We start from the raw sequence: 17,386 nt of genomic DNA on the forward strand, positions 1-17,386 counted from the left end.
TCCTTTTCTACACTACAAAGATTCAGGTGAAGCGTTCGCATAGTATTTCGCTCTTACGAATGCCTGCCTTAATCGCTGCCGCTCGTGCAGCATTGACCATGGGAGGTGGCCCACATACATAGACTTTGGTATTTTTAGCCAATGACATTTTCTCAATCAACTCTGTGGCATATCCGGTATGACAGCCTTCTGGAGCATTCTGCTCTGCCGCCAAGCTTACTGTCAGACTAGGTATGCGCTGCCTGAGCGACTCCAGCTCGTCTAGCGCAAATAAGTGCTCTCGGCTACGTACTCCTACTAATAAATCAATAGGTGCCAGACGCTGAGCTTCATCCATTGTTTCCAGGTTTTTAAGCATTGCCAAAAATGGCGCCAGCCCCGTTCCACCGGCAACAAACAATCTCGGTCGCGACTCTTCGCGCAAGAAAAAACCACCTCTAGGAGCACTAATTTCCAATGTGTCTCCAGGCTGAGCTTGCTCGAGCAGCCAAGTGGAAAACCAACCCTCTGAAACTAAACGCACATAAAAAATCAGTTGATGATCGCCTACCTTATTCGCCATGGAATAGGATCGCCAATCTGTCGCGCCGGAAGGACGCATACGCACATATTGCCCTGGCAAAAAATCCACACCACTGGACACTTGGACCTCAATGCGTAATGTCTCTGCCGCAACCTGCTCTAGGGCTGTAATGTGGCCCAATTGAGGCGGAGCTTCGATGGCGCTTGCCTCGGACGAGTCATAAGGCAATGCCAGTACGGCATCACTTTCCAAACGAGCTACGCAACATAAACGTGCACCGTCGTCACACTCATCCTCAGACAACACCAAAGGATCGTAATCACCTGGCTCAACTTGCCCGGCCACACATTGCGCTACACAGGTTCCACATTGGCCGTTAGAGCAATCGGTTAATAGGGTTAAACCTGACTCAAGAGCGGCCTCAACCACCGTTTGGCCCTTACGAGCACTCAGTTGTGTACTGAGCCCATCTTCAAATAAAAGCGTCATCGTCACTGTGGACATACTTCCCCCTACTTCTTAATACGGCTCAGCGCAGCGGGATATTCGCTACTTTTACAATCTGGGCCCAACGGTCTATATCATCAACAATCCGTTTAGATAAGGCGGCTGCATCAGTATTTCCAGGTTCCATGCCGAGCTGATCCAGCCTGTGGACCATTTCCTCATCTTGTAAAATTTCATTCATGGCAGCTCGTAGCGTGCTCATTACCGCTTCGGGAGTACCCATAGGCGCTACGAACCCTGTCCAAATGGGCGCGTCATAACCCTCTATGCCCGACTCAGCCACTGTAGGCACCATGGGCAAAGTTTTAGATCGTTCGGCCGTGGTCACCGCCAAAGGTTTTAAATGTCCTGATTTAATATGATTCACGACAGCGCCACTATCCAAAAAGGCGACATCCACCTCATCTTTCATGACCGCCTCAATGGCTGGACCCGATCCCCGGTACATGATGTGCGTCAGATCCAGATTGGCCTCTTGAGCCAGGAGCTCTGCAACCAGTTGGAACGAAGTGCTTGCAACACCATGATTTAAACCATTTCCATTCGACTCAGAGTAGGCTTTTAAGTCTGCAATCGAGTTGAGCTCTCTATCCTTGTTGGTAACCGCCACTAAAGGAAACGTACCGAGTAACGCAATAGGTTCGAAATCTTTTACTGCGTCGTAACTCAAGTCCTTCATTAACACTGGATTGACTGTTAGTCCTCCGCTAGAGGAGACTAAAAGCGTATATCCATCTGCCTCCGCTCTTGCCACTAAGCCACCAGCAATAGCAGACGCCGCTCCTGGGCGATTTTCAACGATGAAAGGTTGCCCCAATCGAGTCTGCAGCTTTTGTGCAATAGTGCGTGCAATGATGTCGTTAGTTCCTCCAGGCGCAAACCCAACCACTATTTTCACCGGTCGGGTGGGGTAGTCCTCCTTTGCCATGGCCTGAGTACAGGACAGGGCTCCTACCAACAGCGCCGCCCCCACTTTGCGCCAATCTCTTACAGCTGAAAACATGAGTTTTTTCATGGTTATAGATCCTCAGTCTTTGAAAATATTCTTGTCCGTCTAGTGAGACTGGAATCCATTGTACGGACATCGTGATGTTTGTCAATATGGGCAGGATGCACTTGTGAGAAAATGGGAGTGCTTGGCTCAATTGCCGAGCCCATGGCCTATGGAGATAAATTGCTGATTGCCCTTGCCTCTGTAATACTTATAGGCTCGAGCAAAACTAAAGGACGTTGAATGGTGGAATCTGATAAAGAAAAAACAGGCACAGCGAGTGTGCGCGCGGTTGATCGCGCCCTCGACATACTGTCTGCTTTCGGTGCTGACGATAGGGAGCTAACGGCCTCTGACTTGTTAGTACGCACTAAGTTGTCACGTCCAACCTTGTATCGGCTGCTCTATACTCTAGAAGAAAAGAACTTCATCAGCTCAAGTGGTGACCCCCAGCGTTTTCGCTTGGGTCCTGCAGTAGGACGCTTATCCTGGGCTTGGTCTTCCAGCTTTGATATTACCGAACTCGCTACACCGGTATTGCGCGAAATCGGCGAGAATACGGGCGAAACCGTTGCTTTATTCATGCACCATGGTGCTTTGCGCGTTTGTGTGTCGGAATTTGCTAGCACTAACCCTCTTAGCTTTAAGCGTGGTGTCGGGTACAGTGAACAGGTAGTTATTGGCGCTAGCGGCCGGGCCATTTTAGCTTGGCTAAATCCAAGCCCTGACGAACTAATCACATACTGCCAATCAGCCGGACTCGACCCTACTGTGCTGGCGCAGCAACTTGAGGATGTACGCCAGACAGGCTATGCAATTAGTCACGATGAGATAATTAAAGGAGCCGTCGCTGTTGCTGTCCCATTCTTTGGTAATAATGGTAAGGTCATGGGCTCTATTGGCGTATTTGGACCTGCTGTGCGCATGACTCAAAAACAAATCGCCGATATAACACCAAAAATCATCGAATCGGTACGCAAGCTCACCGTTTCCTTAGGCGGCACACAATAAGTTCCTTACTGCTTCAGGCTACACAGAGACGTAGCCTTACTCTGTGGGAGCTGGCAAGACAGCTGCTTTCTCTAGACCTTTGACTAATACCTCGAGGGTATCGGTGCCTAATAAGGTTTCAATATTTTTATAATGCTCTTCGATACAGGCTCGTAACTCCACAGCTAAATTCTGACTGTAGGGCGTGAGCTTGACATAGACCTTGCGCATATCACAGGGTTTACGGAAACGCTTAACCAACCCTGCTTTCTCCATCCTAGCCAATACACCACTTAGGCTAGGAGCAAGAATAAACGCCTCCTCGGCGATTCGCCCAGCTTCTAGATCTTCCAAACTGTCTAAGGCACGTATAACACGCCATTGTTGCTCCGTCAGGCCGTAACGACGTAACTCAATACGAAAATACGCCATGACCGCTTCGCGAGCCCGTAATAAAAGCAGAGGAAGATTACATCGTTGCGTCGGCCGATTCATAGTTGTCATTACCTTGAGTCTATTATTGAAGCGGCTCTAGTGTAACGGACACCGGTACACGAAACACCCTTTTCTGCACAGAGTTGTTGACATCGAAAATAATTTTACTATACGATTACTTAATATATTAAGTAAATTAACTATAAATAGCAGGATAAAGGAAACCTTTTAATGGGCAAAAAAATAGAAACTCCGGTATTAATTATTGGTGCCGGGCCCGTAGGATTAACACTGGCAATTGACCTGGCTTGGCGAGGCGTGGCAGTCACTGTCATTGAACAACGTGCGCGTGATGTCTTGCCGCCGGTTAAGTGCAATCACACGTCTGCTCGCTCGATGGAGATCTTCCGACGACTCGGTCTCGCAAGTAAATTGCGTAGCAGCGGTTTACCCGAAGACTATCCACACTCAATCTCTTATCGAACTTCTGCCACGGGAGTAGAGTTAACAAAAATTCCTATTCCTAGCCGTAAAGATCGATACACAGAAACTGAAGGGCCTGACTGCGGCTGGCCGACACCAGAACCACCTCATCGCATTAACCAAATTTTTCTTGAACCCATCTTGTTTGAGCACGCCGATACGCTTAGCAATATCCAAATTCTGAGCAGTACCGAGTTTGTTGGCGTAACGCAAACCGAGACGGATGCAACGGTCACTGTACGCAACTTACTCTCTGGTGAGACCTACGATATTAGCTGTCAATACATGATCGGGTGCGATGGCGGGAAGTCGTCAGTACGTAAAGCAATTGGCGCTACCCTACAAGGCGATGCCGTGATTCAACGCGTACAATCTACCTACATTCGAGCCCGCTCGTTGCTTGAGAACATGCCAGAAGGCCCCGCTTGGGCCACTTTCTCACTCAATCCAAAACGTTGCGGCAATATGTACGCTATTGATGGGGTTGAGCGTTGGCTTATTCATAATTATCTAAAAGATGACGAGCCTGATTTTGACTCCGTGGATCGCGATGCAGCAATTCGAGATATCCTCGGTGTTGCGCCTGATTTCGAGTATGAGGTGCTCAGTAATGAGGACTGGTATGGGCGCCGTCTAGTTGCTGACAAATTCCGGAGTCAACGAATTTTCCTTTGCGGTGATTCGGCACATATCTGGGTTCCTTACGCTGGTTACGGCATGAATGCAGGAATTGCTGATGCGGCTAACCTGTCTTGGCTATTAGCCGCTCACCTCAATGGCTGGGCTCCCGCGTCCATACTGAACGCCTATACCCTAGAACGACAGCCTATTACTGAGCAAGTGTCCCATTTTGTGATGGATCACTGCATGGCCATGGCACGTCAACGCATGAGCGTACCTGACAATATTACTGAGGATAGCCCCGCAGGGGAGGCTGCCCGACAAAAACTAGGCGAAGACGCCTATGCTCTCAATGTTCAGCAATATGCTTGCTCTGGCTTAAATTTTGGTTATTTCTACGACCAATCTCCTTTAATCGCCTATGACGCAGAAAAGCAACCTAGCTACAGCATGGCGACGTATACCCCATCGACGGTTCCCGGCTGTCGCACACCACACTTGTGGTTACGCGATGGACGATCTTTATACGATGCTTTGGGCCCCGAATATACGCTGCTTAGACTGGACCCTCAAATTGATGTCAGCCCCATAATGACAGCAGCTCAGGAACAAGGTGTACCGCTTCAGGTTCTGGACGTGGACTCAGACGAAGCCAGTGTGTTGTATCCGCAAAAATTGGTGTTATCGCGCCCAGATCAGCATATAGCCTGGCGAGGTGATGCTATCCCCCCTGATGTATCAGGCTTGATTGACCGAATCCGTGGAGTCTATAGCAACTAGGACAGATACATTTTCCACACTAATTTTAAAAATATTAATACACCCTTATTGGAGACAAAATAATGAACACATGGACAAAATTGCTGGCCGTCAGCACTATTTTCATAGCTGGCACAGGAACTGGGCTGACTAAATCCTACCCAAGTGGCCCAATCACTCTCATCGTGCCTTTTGCGCCTGGCGCCTCAGCTGATGGTATTGCACGGCTGATCGCCAAAGACCTATCAACCTCTACCGGCCAAACCGTTATTGTGGAAAATAAACCAGGCGGGGGTGGGGTTAATGGCTTATTACTATTGGCTAATGCTAAAGCAGACGGCTATACGATTGCTATCGGTGCCACTGGGGCCATTGTTGTGAACCCTCATTTACCCGATGGAGGGAAACTCGACCCCCAGCAGCACCTCACTCCCTTGGCTAAACTGGTGGATATCCCATTGGTGATGATTGCCGGCAAAGATAGCGGTTTTACGTCTATTGCAGATTTGCTGGCTAAAACCAAGAAAGGCACTGGCGACACCACCTATGGCACACCTGGACAATATACTGCTCAACATCTGGCTGGTGAGCTTTTAGCGTCTATGACTGAAACTGATTTGATCGCTGTGCCTTACCGTGGCAGTGCCCCCGCTGTCGCTGATATTCTAGGTGGTCAGTTGCCCACTGCGATCGTGGACTTAACCTCTGCAGCTCCGTTAATTCAAGCCAATAAGGTGCTTGCTCTGGGCGTCACCAGTCCGGAACGATCTCGTATTGCCCCCACTATCCCAACCATTGCTGAGAGCGGCGTACCGAACTATTCCGCTACCGCTTGGCTAGGCATGTTTGCGCCAGCCAATACACCTACCCCAGTAGTAGAGAAATTGTCAGCCAGCTTGGAAGCTGCTCTTACAAACAAGGAGGTGCAGGAACGCATTATGTCCTTATCAGCAGAGCCAGCCTATTTGTCCGCTCAGAAGTTCGCCCCCTTTATTGTCAACGAACTCAATAAATGGGGTTCCATTATTTCTGCCTCAACAGCTACCGCTCAACAGGCCAACTAACAAAGCCGATTATCTTATTGGAGTAACGCATGACGCATACTGGCGGCAAAGCCCTCACAGAAGGACTGATTCGTAACGGAATCGAAGATATTTTCATGATTCCAGGCATACAACTGGATTGGGCTGTAGAGGCGCTACGCCTGCAAAGCGACAACATTCGCTTTTTCACCCCTAGGCATGAGCAATCCACAACCTATATGGCCGATGGCTATTACCGAGCTACAGGCAAGCCCGGTACCGCCATGGTTGTGCCAGGCCCTGGTGCACTAAATGCAGCGGCAGGCTTAGCCACAGCCTACGCTTCAAACTCACAGGTGTTATTTATTACACCTCAAATTTGCTCGGCTGCAATTGGAAAAGGGTATGGCCTCTTGCATGAGATTAAAGATCAATCCGGTTTCATTCAGGGGCTGACAAAATGGCACCAAATGGTTGAGTCACCACAAGGCATAGGCTCAACCCTGGATGCCGCTATGGACGCGCTACTTAGTGGACGCCCTCGCCCTGTAGGGGTAGAAATCCCCCACGATTTTCTAGAAGCTGAAGTTACTCCAGACAGCTCTACGTCCTTGCGTAATACCCAATTACCATCGATAGAGGCGCCTGATCCGCGAGCGCTTGAAGCAGCCGCTAATTTATTAAACAAAGCAAAATTACCAGTAATTTATGCTGGAGGCGGCGTTATTAGTTCAGGAGCAAGCCAAGCTCTTCAAGCGCTCGCTGAAGCTATGGGGGCACCAGTCGTGATGAGTGACAATGGTCGCGGCGCACTCAGCGATCGACATCCACTAGCCATGAACTCCCTAGCTGGTCGAGCTGTTTTTCAGCATGCCGATGTAGTGCTAGTCGTTGGTAGCCGCTTTATTGATGCGCTTAGCCCTACTCCTTCTTGGCCTACTGCCGGTCTACGATTTATTCATATCAACATTGATGCTGATGATGTGAGCCCGCCCAGAGCTCCAGAAGTGACTCTAATTTCCGATGCGCATACTACCCTAGAAGCGTTGAGCACTCTAGTTAACAAGCGAACAGTACTCTCCACTACGCTTGCAAAAAACATTAAAGATTGGGCCCAAGCCCAGATTGACACCATCACACCACAGGCGTTATACATAAAAAGTATGCGCAATGCGCTACCGGAAGACGGAATTTTTGTAAACGAACTGACGCAAGTTGGCTATTTAGCGCGAATCGCCTTTCCCGTCTACACCCCACGCACCTACATCGGCCCTGGTTATCAAGGTACCTTGGGATATGGCTTTCCTACCGCCCTAGGTGCAGCGGTGGGCGCCAAAAACAAGCGTGTACTTTCCATTACTGGAGATGGCGGCTTTGGGTGGAATATGCAGGAACTGGCCACAGCCGCCCGATATCAACTACCTGTCACGCTAGTGGTTTTTAATGACGGACATTACGGAAATGTGCGCGCCATTCAGCAACGCGTGTTCGGTGCACAGGTCGCAGTTGAACTCCAAAATCCGGACTTCCAACTACTTGCGAAAGCGTTCGGTGTTCCGTCTACATGCGTGGATAATCCCCAAGCCCTAGAAGCGGCCATACGTGAGTCCTTGACTGAAAATGGCCCAGTACTCATCGAGGTGAAGGTGTCCGAAATGCCCAGCCCTTGGCACTTGCTTCGACTCCAGCCAATGAAAGGGGTCTCAGCTCCGCCTGCCCCCGCCTCTCCCTTAGACTCAGGAGAATGGTTATGAAGGTTTACGCAGAACATTATGTCAATGGCCGTTTTACCCCTTCGTCATCGACCACAACCATACCCGTCTTTAACCCAAGCACCGAGCAACCCACCGCCCAGGTGGTGGCCTGCAGCCCAAACGATATTGAATTAGCAATCCAAAGCGCAACAAATGCATTATCTGGCTGGTCGCACAGCACATTAGAAGAGCGCAGTGCTGCATTACAACGCCTAGCCACAGCACTAGAGCAACGTAAAGAGCAGTTTGCACAGGTGCTTGCCACGGAGATTGGCTGCCCATTATGGTTGGGTGAAGGTATGCAAATGAGCATGCCGCTGGATAATCTAGCACACACCATAACAGCCCTACCAGAAGTCCAATGGCAGGAAAAAATTGGCAACGCACTAGTTGAGCGCCTTCCTATCGGCGTCATAGGTGCCATTACGCCATGGAATTTTCCTATCCACCAAATTGTTGCGAAGGTTGCCGGTGCGGTAGCCGCGGGCTGCACTATCGTGCTTAAGCCTAGCGAAGTGGCAGCCGGAGCGGCACAGCTTTTTATGGAAGCCGTGCACGAAGCCGGGCTACCTGCCGGTGTCGTGAACCTGATATGGGGTGGACGAGCAGCAGGACAAGCTTTATTCACGCATCCCGCCATTAATCAGATCAGCTTTACTGGCTCAACTAACGCCGGTCGCCAAATTATGGCGACAGCAGCCCAGTCATTAAAGCGAGTCATGCTAGAGCTAGGTGGAAAGTCTGCAGCTATTCTTTTACCAGACGCAGATATCGGCAAGGCACTCACTCACGTTGTTCGAAGTAGCATGGTGAATTCGGGACAAACATGTGTTAATCAATCAAGACTGATTGTTCCATCTCAACACGCCGAGTCTATTCAAGCTCAAGTGTTGGAGCTTATGCAGGATTGGCAAGTTGGGGATCCGTTTTTACCTGATACACGCTTGGGCCCTGTGGCTACAGCAGCACAATTAGATAGCATCCAACGTCAGCTTGAACTAGCCCATAAGCAAGGAGCACAAGTCAATCAAGTAGGAAACGTTCGCGACCTGCCTACTGGCTGGTACTGCAGCCCCACTTTGGTCAGCCATGCTCAGCCCCATATGGACATTATTCAGGAAGAGACCTTTGGCCCCGTCTTATCCCTACTGACATACGATGATATTTCTGAGGCGCTACAACTAGCAAATGATTCCGCTTATGGATTGTCTGGAGCAGTTTGGTCACAAGACCACGACCAAGCTGTTCAATTCGCCCAAGGTATGCGCACAGGACAAGTCGTCATTAATGGTGCAGCGCAAAACCTAGCGACTCCTTTTGGAGGATGGGGAGACTCGGGTTTTGGTAGGGAGAATGGCCGATTTGGTATTGAAGAGTGTCTGAATTATCGATCCGTGCAAGGCGTCTTTTAAACTCCTCAGCACAAAAAGCAATAGTTAAGAGAATACCGTTGCCGTGACCACTGGGACAAGATGCAAGAAAGTCAGAGGCTCCTTAAGCTACAAAGGGTTTTTGACTCCCTTGCTCCTTGTCCCAACAGGTGTAACGCGAGCCTCTGCGCTAATACCTAAAGCAAGATACCTGATAGTTTGCGTCTTAGCGCACGGAGCGATAGCTAAACGCTGCGAGGCTTAAAGGTGGTGCCGTACCACCTATCAAGGCGCTTAACTGCTGAGCGCTGCAGCAGGCTAACCATTTATTGACGTTTTTCAAAGAAATCATTGCTTGAGTCATGAAAGGATATCCTCGGATTATTGGGACGCTGGAGGAAGTGCTTTTTTGGCACAATGTCGCTCTAGGGCTTTCATTACTTGTGAAATGGCTTCGCTTGTAAACCAGTACATAATAGCCAGTAAGGTGAATACTTCCACAGGAGCAAAGCTCTTGCCTATGACAGACTGAGCCATATAGGTCAGTTCAGGTACAGTAATGATCGACAGCAATACCATTCCCTTACTTAAGGTGATCAAAATATTACCTGCCGCCGGGATCAAGTAGGCCGGTAGCTGCGGTGCAATAATCCGGCGCATTTTCTGGGTGTAGCTCAGGGCTAAGGCGTCAGAGGCCTCCCATTGCCCGCGTGGCACAGCTTCAATGGCACCGCGCACTGACTCGGACAAATACGCAGACCCGTACAGCGACAAGCACAACACACCTGCTGTTTGTGCTGTAAGATCAATGCCGTAAAACGGTAGACCATAAAAGACACGAAAAATCTGAATCAGAAAAGGAATGTTGCGTACCAGCTCAACAAAGGCCCGCGCAGGAACCATTAGCCAACGCTTACCCGATATTCTTGCCAGAGCAATTGCGGTTCCACCCACAAAGCTAATTGGGATGACTAAGACTAAGAGGGTGAGCGTTGGCAAATAGCCACGCGCAAACACATCAAGATTATCTGTGATAACGGAGTAATCGAATGCCATCGGCTCGCTCTCTTGATGCGGTATTCCAAATAGCGCGTCGCATTACTTAGCGTAAACAGCAAGCAAAAAAACAGGATGGCCGCTGCCGTAAAAGCTTCCATAGGCCTAAAGGTTAGGTTCATGACAATTTGCGCAGTAAGGGTCAGCTCCACCAAGGTGATGACAGACAAGGCAGGGTTGGCCTTAATCAAAATGATGAACTCATTGGTTAAAGGCGGTAAGGTCGTTCTGAACACTTGCGGCAAAATGACATAACGCCAATACGATGACTGGAGTGCCTCTGAAAAAGCTCAGGTAAATGTTGGCAAGCCACCTAGCAGGCCACACACTGCACTGGCGAATCAGTAATATCACAATGCCCAGACCCGTACCCAGCAAGACGCCTAGAGCACTCACTTGAATGGTTACCAGCAGGCCGTTAATAAATAAAGGCCAATACTGTGGAATGACGCCAAAATCAAAATCCATGGCGGGGCTCGATCTTACCATGCGCCTTCAGGAAAGTAGCCAGAAGCCGGAGTCTGTACGTCAAAACCGAACCATTTGTCTTGTAGCGACTTGAGTGTCCCATCGGCTTCCAGCACAGCGATTTACTCATTTATATAATCACGCAATGCAGTATCTTCCGAACGTGTAGCCCAAGCCAAGTACTGCTTATCGCCCAATGCAGCAGAAAGCTTGAACAGGTTCGGGCGTTTCTTCATGATTACTGCCGCCATTGGAGTAGAAATCGCTACTGCATCCACCTGGCGATTCGCTAAAGCGACCTGCATTTCAGGGAAGGACTGATAAAGCTTTAGCTCGCGTAACCTTTTTTTATTGTCAGCTTTGAGCCGTGCATCCAGTTCGCGTAATTCTTTTTCATACGACGATGCTAACTGGCCCGCCACGATTTTGCCATCCAAGTCCTCTAGGGTATTAATGCTCTCTTCGTTGGCACGAACCATCAGAACATGGGTTATATCAGAGGTCGGACGGGTAAAGGCGTAGCGTAGCGTGTCACCCGCTCAGGAGTGATGGACAGCGCGGCAATCACCAGAGCCATTTGATATGTGCTGCCAGGTAAGAGGTAATACCTGTGCCTACGTCAAGCTGGGGGTTCACTTCGACTAGATCGAAACCTACGATGGAATTGCGAGGGGCTAAAGCACATAAAGTGTCGCGTAATTCGTGATACAACAAACCATTCGGCTCCGCTGACACACACCCTGGAGTCAACGACATATCCAAGGCATCTATGTCGATGCTAACATAACATTTGGCGCCAGCAGGTATCAGATCGGCCACTCCCGCAGCACCTAGCTCGCAAAATTTGCCCATCGTAACGATTTGATTGCCTTTAGCCAGGGCGTCGGCCATTTCAGCGGGTCGAGTACGTCGACTTCGAATACCTACCTGAGTAATCGACTTCACATTGGGCATAGTACCTATGTGGCGAAAGTGCTGGCCGTTGGTATAGCGCAAATCGTCAGACACTGAGGCGTAGTCCATGTGGGCGTCAAACTGAATGACATGAATGTCTTCGGTAAAAGCGCGCGTAATGGGATAACTAACTGCGTGATCACCACCGATGGCGATAGGGGTAACACCCTGATCCAGAAGCTGACGCGTCAGCTTGGTGATGTTGTCGAAACTTTTTTCAACATTGCTTGAAAGTATAACCACATCACCCACGTCCACTATTCGGCCCGTTACGATCTCGTGCTGTAAAAATCGCTGCTGTAACTCTGTATCGTAAAAGCCCGTGGGGGCAAAGCGCATGGAGTGCTCGCGTTATGGTGCGAGGAGCAAAACGTGCACCCCGCATATACGGGGAGCCTTCATCCAAAGGAATACCAAACACGGCGAAATCAGCGTTAACGGCAGTGTGATCCATGCATAGGTTGCTACGCAAAAAAGTTGGAATGCCCGTAAAAGCTCGATTTGTTCGACCATGACCCCGCATATCCATGACTGTTTCCTCTCTGACTTAATTTAGTTATTTATATAATCGGTCGAGAGAAAGACAAAAACAATTGAATAAAAAGCTTAGCTCTATAACCAAATGGAATAATAGCCCCTAGGGAGAAGAAAAGAAAACCCGAGGCAAGCTAGGGTAAACGTGACGCCCATTCAGGTAGTTCAAATTCACTTAATAAAGCATTTAAAAAACTTTCCGCTAGCGTAGACATAGGCCGTAACGTCGGCACAATAATGGATAACTGATAGAGCAAGGTGGGCTTGAACGGCAAGAACACCACAGACGCTGACTGATCAATTTCCTGAAACGACTCGGCATTAAGGCGATCTACGATGGCGTAGCATAATTGTTCGCGTACCAAACCGAATCCTGCCCACCACAAGCTCACTTCATAACAAGGATTAAACGTCGCTCCAGCACGTTCAAAAATACGCCTTTGCTCTTGAGCCAATGGATGCTGCGGCTCTAGGGTAACGGCTGGCAAACCATCTAGATCCTGCGGCGTAATGCTATCTTTACTCGCCAATGGATGCCGAGTAGAAATCGCGCAATAGCACTCGACATCCAAAGGTGTCGTCTGGTAGTTGGGCGATGCAGGGGCATGCTCAACCAGACCAAAATCCAAACGCTACAACGACACTTTTCTTTGTATTAACGTGGAGTTAGTCGCTAGCAGTTTCAGGCGCACGTTCGGCCGGCTCGCTAAAAACTGACGAAATAAGCGCGGTAAAAACACATACGATGGGCCGGGCGGCTTACCAATTTCTAGTTGACCCACGTCCAGGCCTTGTAGTCGCAGCATTGCCTCCCACAAGGTGTCCAGATGACTTAGCGTGCTGGCCACTTCATCAAACAAGTATTTAGCCTCGGTGGTAATGGTTAAACGACCCTCATGACGACGAAATAAAGCATACCCTATCTGCTTTTCTAATGCGGCAATCTGCTTACTCATAGCCGGTAGTGTCAACTTAAGCATTTCAGCTGCCGCCGATGCTGTGCCCGCCACACCTATTGCATAGAAAGCCTCCAGATACCGCCTGTTTATGCGACGTCGACCGCGTGAGCTCAAACTAGGTGAGGTATTCCTAATGCCGCTCTCTTTTATCTTGAAATAATTTTTATAGAAAGATGATAACGGTTAAGTGGAATCAAGCGATACAGGTGCAACATTCACTTAACCAAGCCAGAACGAAAAAATGTTCGACTCTCTGCGCTATCGCTATGGATAATGCACTCCACCATCGCCTATAGCGTATCACTCACAGGCCATCACTTCACTTTGATACCTCTTGCACAATAGTTAAATATAATTTAATGTATCTTATTTTAATTAACACAATCGGAACATAAGCAGCTCGCTTATTCGCCAATCACCATACACAGGGGAGCCTATGCTCGGCGCACAACTACTTACTCAGGCCTTGAAAAAGGCGGGTGTCACGACTGTTTTCAGTTTGTCCGGTAACCAGATTATGCCTGTGTACGATGCCTGTATCGATGCAGGGATACGGATCATACATACTCGTCATGAAGGAGCTGCGGTGTATATGGCCGACGCCTGGGCACAGTTGACGGGTGAAATAGGGGTGGCGCTGATTGCTGGCGGTCCTGGTTTTGCAAATGGTATGTCCGCCTTGTTCTCAGCGAAGCACGCAGAAAGTCCAGTATTGCTTTTATCGGGGGATTCTCCGCTGAAACAAGATGGTTTGGGTGCGTTCCAAGAGCTGGACCAGTTAACCATGACACGCCCGTTGGTCAAACAGGGTTTGCGTCCTAGCACGGTGATGGAAATTGCAGAATTTACCGCACAGTTAATTCAACTGGCTCACTCGGGACGGGCAGGTCCGGTGCATTTGGCTTTGCCCTTTGATTTGCTGGAGACACAGAGCGGTCACACTGAGCTGCCCGCTTTGCCAAGTTTTGAGCGAGATCTGACACGTCCGGATGTCTCTGAGTTGGTGACTCTGTTACAACAAGCGAAAAGACCGGTCATTGTGACTGGACCACAATGCAATGGCAGCCGTGCCGCCGCTACGCTAGCAACATTGCGTCACGCAACTGGCCTGCCGGTTATACCTATGGAAAGCCCCCGCGGCTTTAAAGACCCGTCTTTGGGGCAGGTCAAGCAGGTCATTCAGGAAGCCGATGTAGTGGTGCTGGTGGGGAAGAAAATTGACTTCACACTGGATTTTGGGCGCTCTAGCTCGTTTGCTACGGATGTGGCACTGGCTGTGGTTGACCCGGAAGAGGCCGTACTGACTCTGGCCAAGCAACAATTTGCCGACCGCCTGCGTTATACGCAGCAGGCACATGCCCAAGATACCTTAACAGCATTGAGCACCTCGCTCACGCACCAAGCACACCAGCAAGCTTGGGCCGAGCTTGTCGCGCAACGCTTGGTTGAGCGCCCCGAGCAAAGCGACACCGCCACCAACGGTGAAATGCTAAGCCCGCGTGAGGTGTGTGCGGATATTCAAGCGCTACTGGATCGCGATCCAAACGCCATCCTGATCTCCGACGGAGGAGAGTTTGGGCAATGGATACAGGCTTTTTGCCAGGCCCCAAAACGCGTTATTAACGGAGTTTCTGGCGCTATTGGCGGCGGGCTGTCCTACGCTATTGCCGCGAAAATCGCTTACCCGAATTCCACGGTTATTGCGGCCATGGGTGACGGTACCGTCGGTTTTCATTTATCTGAGTTTGATACGGCCACACGAGAAAATGCGGCGTTTATCGCTGTGATAGGCAATGATCACCGCTGGAATGCAGAGCACTTAATACAACTACGCAATTACGGACCGGAACGACTCATAGGCTGTGAGTTGAATCCGGACGCGAAGTACGAGGGCGCCGCACAGGCACTGGGCGGCTTAGGATTTAATGTCACTACGAAACAGGAACTAAGCAAAGCGCTTGCAAGCGCAGTGAATCATACACAACCTGCCTGTATCAACGTGCATATAAAAGGGGCGCCAGCGCCCGAATATCTAACGTAGCACTTGATAAGCATCAGCAAGACTGATGCAGCCAAAGGAGAAGACAATGTCGAATGACAATAAAAAAACGAGTCTGCAACGCACCTTTTATAGCACTACAGCCATGGGGCTACTAGGTTTGCTGCTGACCACGCCAATAAGCATGGCGGCACAATACCCTGATCGCCCTATTAACCTGATTGTGCCTTACACCGCGGGCGGCGATGCGGATATGGCCGCCAGAATTGTCTCAAAGGAGCTCGGCAGCGTAGTGGGCCAACCCATTGTGGTGCAAAACAAAGGGGGTGCGGGGGGGCAGATTGGCTCTGTTTATGTACACAAAGCAGATCCGGATGGCTACACCTTGCTACTGGGCCGTGTGGGATCACAAGCCATCCTGCCTGCTTTGCTGAAGAAAAAGCAGTATGAATGGGACGATTTTACCGTTTTGGGTATTCTCGATATCAACCCCATGGTCTGTGTTGTAAACGCCGACTCGCCTCATACCACGTTAAAGGGCTTATTGGAGCACATGAAGGCTAACCCCAATGTGCTGTCCTACAGCACAACGGGTTCGGCCACATCGTTGAACCTGGCAGCGCAAACACTGTTTGCCTCGGCTGGTCTGCCTAAAGACATTGCCACTGAAATTCCGTACAAAGGTGGTGGTGAAGCCACGGCAGCGGTGTTAGCCAATGACGTAGCATTTAGCTGTAATAACCTCGCTTCGCTACTGGGAAATATTACGGCTGGACGCCTCAGAGCATTGGTGACGACATCGCCAGAACGCCTAAAGGAATTACCGGATGTGCAAACAGCCCAAGAGGTAGGGCATCCCAAGCTACAAGACGTAAATGGATGGAGCGCAATTTATGGCCCCAAAAACATGTCGCCAGAACTGGTCACATACTGGGAAAAACAGTTACAGTATCTCCCTACACAGGAGTCCTGGCGCACGGCGGTAGAGCGAGCTGGAGCAATACCCAGAATGGTGACCGGTGCCAAAGCAGAAGACTTTATTAAAGCACAGTACGAGTTTTACCTGAACTTGGGTCAGACGCTACAACTGGAAATCGACTAGGCACAGCCCTAGCAAGTTTCATCAAGCGGTGAACAATACCCACAGGGCTAGAGCAACTTGGCTAGCACCTGTGGTGCCGTTGCGATAAGCAAAGTAATACTGGAGCTCAAAAGCAACGATAACACAATCAACCTGAAGGTTTTATCACTAAAGCGTTGATACATGCGCAGCCCGAGTAAGGTCGGCAAAATAATGCATGGAGTCACGACAGCGATAATTTTGACTGTCTGTGGTTGGATCAAGCCCAACAGGACAAACGATGCAAAGGTGATGATATGCATCAACAAGTTGAACATCTGAAATACAGAGCGCTGTTGATCTTTTTGCCAACCCCTGAGGCTGCACCACAACGTCGGGAGGGCTCCAGGAATTCCTCCGACGCCCCCCGCCACACCGCCTATCCAACCAGCTACCCCATCGGCAAAGCGCCCACCCCAGCTTATCTTGTGTATATGCTTAATAAATAACATGATAAAGCAGTAAACAAACAACAAGGCGCCTAAGCCAAACTTGAAAAGCAAGGGGTCTATGAGACTCAGCAACCATAAGCCTAGAGGAATACCCAACACTCCGCCAATCAGAAACGGGCCAGCACGTGCAATATCCATGTGCTGCCTTAAAGAGCCAGTTGCCAGCAATTGACCTACAAGAGATCCAAAGACGACGGTGGGCACGGCGGCTTCAGGCTCCAACACCCAAGACCAGATTGCCAACGATGCTAGGCCGAAACCGAAACCGGATAAACCCTGTACAAAACCGGCAATCACCCCGCCGACCACGATAACGACCCAATACTCCATCGGTATTCCTAATCCACTACCGTGAACATGCTAGGGGACTGCCTAAGCTAACCACAATG

At 49.8% G+C, this 17,386-nt stretch carries 20 protein-coding genes; 7 read left to right on the plus strand and 13 right to left on the minus strand.

Going from position 1 to position 17,386, the window contains the following annotated elements; genetic code table 11:
- Positions 1-22: 22 nt before the first annotated feature.
- Positions 23-1,027: a 2Fe-2S iron-sulfur cluster binding domain-containing protein gene (locus OSH01_RS07065; protein ID WP_266123380.1), complete on the minus strand. Its 1,005-nt coding sequence runs from the start codon at positions 1,025-1,027 to the stop codon at positions 23-25.
- A 25-nt stretch (positions 1,028-1,052) separates the two neighbouring features.
- Entirely contained in the window at positions 1,053-2,045 is a 993-nt protein-coding gene (locus OSH01_RS07070; RefSeq protein WP_266123381.1) for a Bug family tripartite tricarboxylate transporter substrate binding protein, read from the minus strand.
- Between the two features lie 219 nt (positions 2,046-2,264).
- On the opposite strand from OSH01_RS07070, the gene OSH01_RS07075 reads away from it, so the two are divergent.
- Positions 2,265-3,032 (plus strand): IclR family transcriptional regulator, encoded by a 768-nt coding sequence (locus OSH01_RS07075; RefSeq protein WP_266123382.1) that lies wholly within the window; start codon positions 2,265-2,267, stop codon positions 3,030-3,032.
- A 36-nt stretch (positions 3,033-3,068) separates the two neighbouring features.
- Here OSH01_RS07075 and hpaR read toward each other — a convergent pair whose 3' ends face one another.
- A complete protein-coding gene (gene hpaR / locus OSH01_RS07080) occupies positions 3,069-3,506 on the minus strand; it encodes a homoprotocatechuate degradation operon regulator HpaR (RefSeq protein WP_266123383.1) in 438 nt (145 codons plus the stop codon).
- A gap of 171 nt (positions 3,507-3,677) precedes the next feature.
- Here hpaR and OSH01_RS07085 point away from each other — a divergent pair, with 171 nt between their 5' ends.
- The 4 genes from OSH01_RS07085 (at position 3,678) to OSH01_RS07100 (ending at position 9,497) form a co-directional block, all read left to right on the plus strand.
- On the plus strand, positions 3,678-5,330 hold the full coding sequence (locus OSH01_RS07085) for an FAD-dependent oxidoreductase (protein ID WP_266123384.1): 1,653 nt from the start codon (positions 3,678-3,680) through the stop codon (positions 5,328-5,330).
- Positions 5,331-5,392: 62 nt separating this feature from the next.
- Positions 5,393-6,373 carry a Bug family tripartite tricarboxylate transporter substrate binding protein gene (locus OSH01_RS07090; RefSeq protein WP_266123385.1) on the plus strand — a complete coding sequence of 327 codons (981 nt, stop codon included), beginning with the start codon at positions 5,393-5,395 and terminating at the stop codon, positions 6,371-6,373.
- A 29-nt stretch (positions 6,374-6,402) separates the two neighbouring features.
- Positions 6,403-8,085: a thiamine pyrophosphate-dependent enzyme gene (locus OSH01_RS07095; protein ID WP_266123386.1), complete on the plus strand. Its 1,683-nt coding sequence runs from the start codon at positions 6,403-6,405 to the stop codon at positions 8,083-8,085.
- A complete protein-coding gene (locus OSH01_RS07100; protein ID WP_266123387.1) occupies positions 8,082-9,497 on the plus strand; it encodes an aldehyde dehydrogenase family protein in 1,416 nt (471 codons plus the stop codon). Before OSH01_RS07095 ends, OSH01_RS07100 begins: the two co-directional genes overlap by 4 nt.
- Before the next feature lie 184 nt (positions 9,498-9,681).
- Here the strand turns inward: OSH01_RS07100 and OSH01_RS07105 are convergent, their stop codons facing one another.
- The 9 genes from OSH01_RS07105 to OSH01_RS07135 form a co-directional block, all read right to left on the minus strand.
- On the minus strand, positions 9,682-9,819 hold the full coding sequence (locus OSH01_RS07105) for a hypothetical protein (RefSeq protein ID WP_266123388.1): 138 nt from the start codon (positions 9,817-9,819) through the stop codon (positions 9,682-9,684).
- 17 nt (positions 9,820-9,836) lie between these two features.
- Positions 9,837-10,511, minus strand: coding sequence for an amino acid ABC transporter permease (locus tag OSH01_RS07110; protein ID WP_266123389.1), 675 nt, complete (start codon positions 10,509-10,511; stop codon positions 9,837-9,839).
- Entirely contained in the window at positions 10,433-10,747 is a 315-nt protein-coding gene (locus OSH01_RS16515; protein ID WP_354270638.1) for a hypothetical protein, read from the minus strand. Before OSH01_RS16515 ends, OSH01_RS07110 begins: the two co-directional genes overlap by 79 nt.
- On the minus strand, positions 10,713-10,979 hold the full coding sequence (locus OSH01_RS07115; RefSeq protein WP_266123390.1) for an ABC transporter permease subunit: 267 nt from the start codon (positions 10,977-10,979) through the stop codon (positions 10,713-10,715). The genes OSH01_RS16515 and OSH01_RS07115 overlap by 35 nt, the downstream gene beginning before the upstream one ends.
- Before the next feature lie 122 nt (positions 10,980-11,101).
- Positions 11,102-11,458: a type 2 periplasmic-binding domain-containing protein gene (locus tag OSH01_RS07120; protein ID WP_376918063.1), complete on the minus strand. Its 357-nt coding sequence runs from the start codon at positions 11,456-11,458 to the stop codon at positions 11,102-11,104.
- An 85-nt stretch (positions 11,459-11,543) separates the two neighbouring features.
- The gene (locus OSH01_RS07125; RefSeq protein ID WP_266123391.1) at positions 11,544-12,272 is read right to left on the minus strand and encodes an arginase family protein; all 729 of its coding nucleotides are present in this window, start codon (positions 12,270-12,272) and stop codon (positions 11,544-11,546) included.
- Entirely contained in the window at positions 12,178-12,462 is a 285-nt protein-coding gene (locus tag OSH01_RS16520) for an arginase family protein (protein WP_376918064.1), read from the minus strand. Before OSH01_RS16520 ends, OSH01_RS07125 begins: the two co-directional genes overlap by 95 nt.
- A gap of 139 nt (positions 12,463-12,601) precedes the next feature.
- A complete protein-coding gene (locus tag OSH01_RS07130; RefSeq protein ID WP_266123392.1) occupies positions 12,602-13,096 on the minus strand; it encodes a LysR substrate-binding domain-containing protein in 495 nt (164 codons plus the stop codon).
- Between the two features lie 3 nt (positions 13,097-13,099).
- On the minus strand, positions 13,100-13,540 hold the full coding sequence (locus OSH01_RS07135; protein WP_266123393.1) for a LysR family transcriptional regulator: 441 nt from the start codon (positions 13,538-13,540) through the stop codon (positions 13,100-13,102).
- Positions 13,541-13,862: 322 nt separating this feature from the next.
- Here OSH01_RS07135 and OSH01_RS07140 point away from each other — a divergent pair, with 322 nt between their 5' ends.
- Positions 13,863-15,467, plus strand: coding sequence for a thiamine pyrophosphate-binding protein (locus OSH01_RS07140; RefSeq protein WP_266123394.1), 1,605 nt, complete (start codon positions 13,863-13,865; stop codon positions 15,465-15,467).
- A 46-nt stretch (positions 15,468-15,513) separates the two neighbouring features.
- The gene (locus OSH01_RS07145) at positions 15,514-16,527 is read left to right on the plus strand and encodes a tripartite tricarboxylate transporter substrate binding protein (RefSeq protein ID WP_266123395.1); all 1,014 of its coding nucleotides are present in this window, start codon (positions 15,514-15,516) and stop codon (positions 16,525-16,527) included.
- Between the two features lie 47 nt (positions 16,528-16,574).
- On the opposite strand, the gene OSH01_RS07150 is transcribed toward OSH01_RS07145, so the two are convergent.
- Positions 16,575-17,327: a sulfite exporter TauE/SafE family protein gene (locus OSH01_RS07150; RefSeq protein WP_266123396.1), complete on the minus strand. Its 753-nt coding sequence runs from the start codon at positions 17,325-17,327 to the stop codon at positions 16,575-16,577.
- Positions 17,328-17,386: the final 59 nt, after the last annotated feature.

It is taken from the genome of Alcaligenes endophyticus (genome assembly GCF_026344035.1).
GTDB classification, from domain to species: Bacteria; Pseudomonadota; Gammaproteobacteria; order Burkholderiales; family Burkholderiaceae_B; genus Alcaligenes; species Alcaligenes endophyticus.

Excerpts from the sequence above, each read along its gene's own strand:
- OSH01_RS07065 (WP_266123380.1), bottom strand. The coding sequence starts at position 1,027 with ATGTCCACAGTGACGATGACGCTTTTATTTGAAGATGGGCTCAGTACA.
- OSH01_RS07070 (WP_266123381.1), bottom strand. The coding sequence starts at position 2,045 with ATGAAAAAACTCATGTTTTCAGCTGTAAGAGATTGGCGCAAAGTGGGG.
- OSH01_RS07075 (WP_266123382.1), top strand. The coding sequence starts at position 2,265 with ATGGTGGAATCTGATAAAGAAAAAACAGGCACAGCGAGTGTGCGCGCG.
- hpaR (WP_266123383.1), bottom strand. The coding sequence starts at position 3,506 with ATGAATCGGCCGACGCAACGATGTAATCTTCCTCTGCTTTTATTACGG.
- OSH01_RS07085 (WP_266123384.1), top strand. The coding sequence starts at position 3,678 with ATGGGCAAAAAAATAGAAACTCCGGTATTAATTATTGGTGCCGGGCCC.
- OSH01_RS07090 (WP_266123385.1), top strand. The coding sequence starts at position 5,393 with ATGAACACATGGACAAAATTGCTGGCCGTCAGCACTATTTTCATAGCT.
- OSH01_RS07095 (WP_266123386.1), top strand. The coding sequence starts at position 6,403 with ATGACGCATACTGGCGGCAAAGCCCTCACAGAAGGACTGATTCGTAAC.
- OSH01_RS07100 (WP_266123387.1), top strand. The coding sequence starts at position 8,082 with ATGAAGGTTTACGCAGAACATTATGTCAATGGCCGTTTTACCCCTTCG.
- OSH01_RS07105 (WP_266123388.1), bottom strand. The coding sequence starts at position 9,819 with ATGACTCAAGCAATGATTTCTTTGAAAAACGTCAATAAATGGTTAGCC.
- OSH01_RS07110 (WP_266123389.1), bottom strand. The coding sequence starts at position 10,511 with ATGGCATTCGATTACTCCGTTATCACAGATAATCTTGATGTGTTTGCG.
- OSH01_RS07115 (WP_266123390.1), bottom strand. The coding sequence starts at position 10,979 with ATGGATTTTGATTTTGGCGTCATTCCACAGTATTGGCCTTTATTTATT.
- OSH01_RS07120 (WP_376918063.1), bottom strand. The coding sequence starts at position 11,458 with ATGGTTCGTGCCAACGAAGAGAGCATTAATACCCTAGAGGACTTGGAT.
- OSH01_RS07125 (WP_266123391.1), bottom strand. The coding sequence starts at position 12,272 with ATGCGCTTTGCCCCCACGGGCTTTTACGATACAGAGTTACAGCAGCGA.
- OSH01_RS16520 (WP_376918064.1), bottom strand. The coding sequence starts at position 12,462 with ATGGATATGCGGGGTCATGGTCGAACAAATCGAGCTTTTACGGGCATT.
- OSH01_RS07140 (WP_266123394.1), top strand. The coding sequence starts at position 13,863 with ATGCTCGGCGCACAACTACTTACTCAGGCCTTGAAAAAGGCGGGTGTC.
- OSH01_RS07145 (WP_266123395.1), top strand. The coding sequence starts at position 15,514 with ATGTCGAATGACAATAAAAAAACGAGTCTGCAACGCACCTTTTATAGC.
- OSH01_RS07150 (WP_266123396.1), bottom strand. The coding sequence starts at position 17,327 with ATGGAGTATTGGGTCGTTATCGTGGTCGGCGGGGTGATTGCCGGTTTT.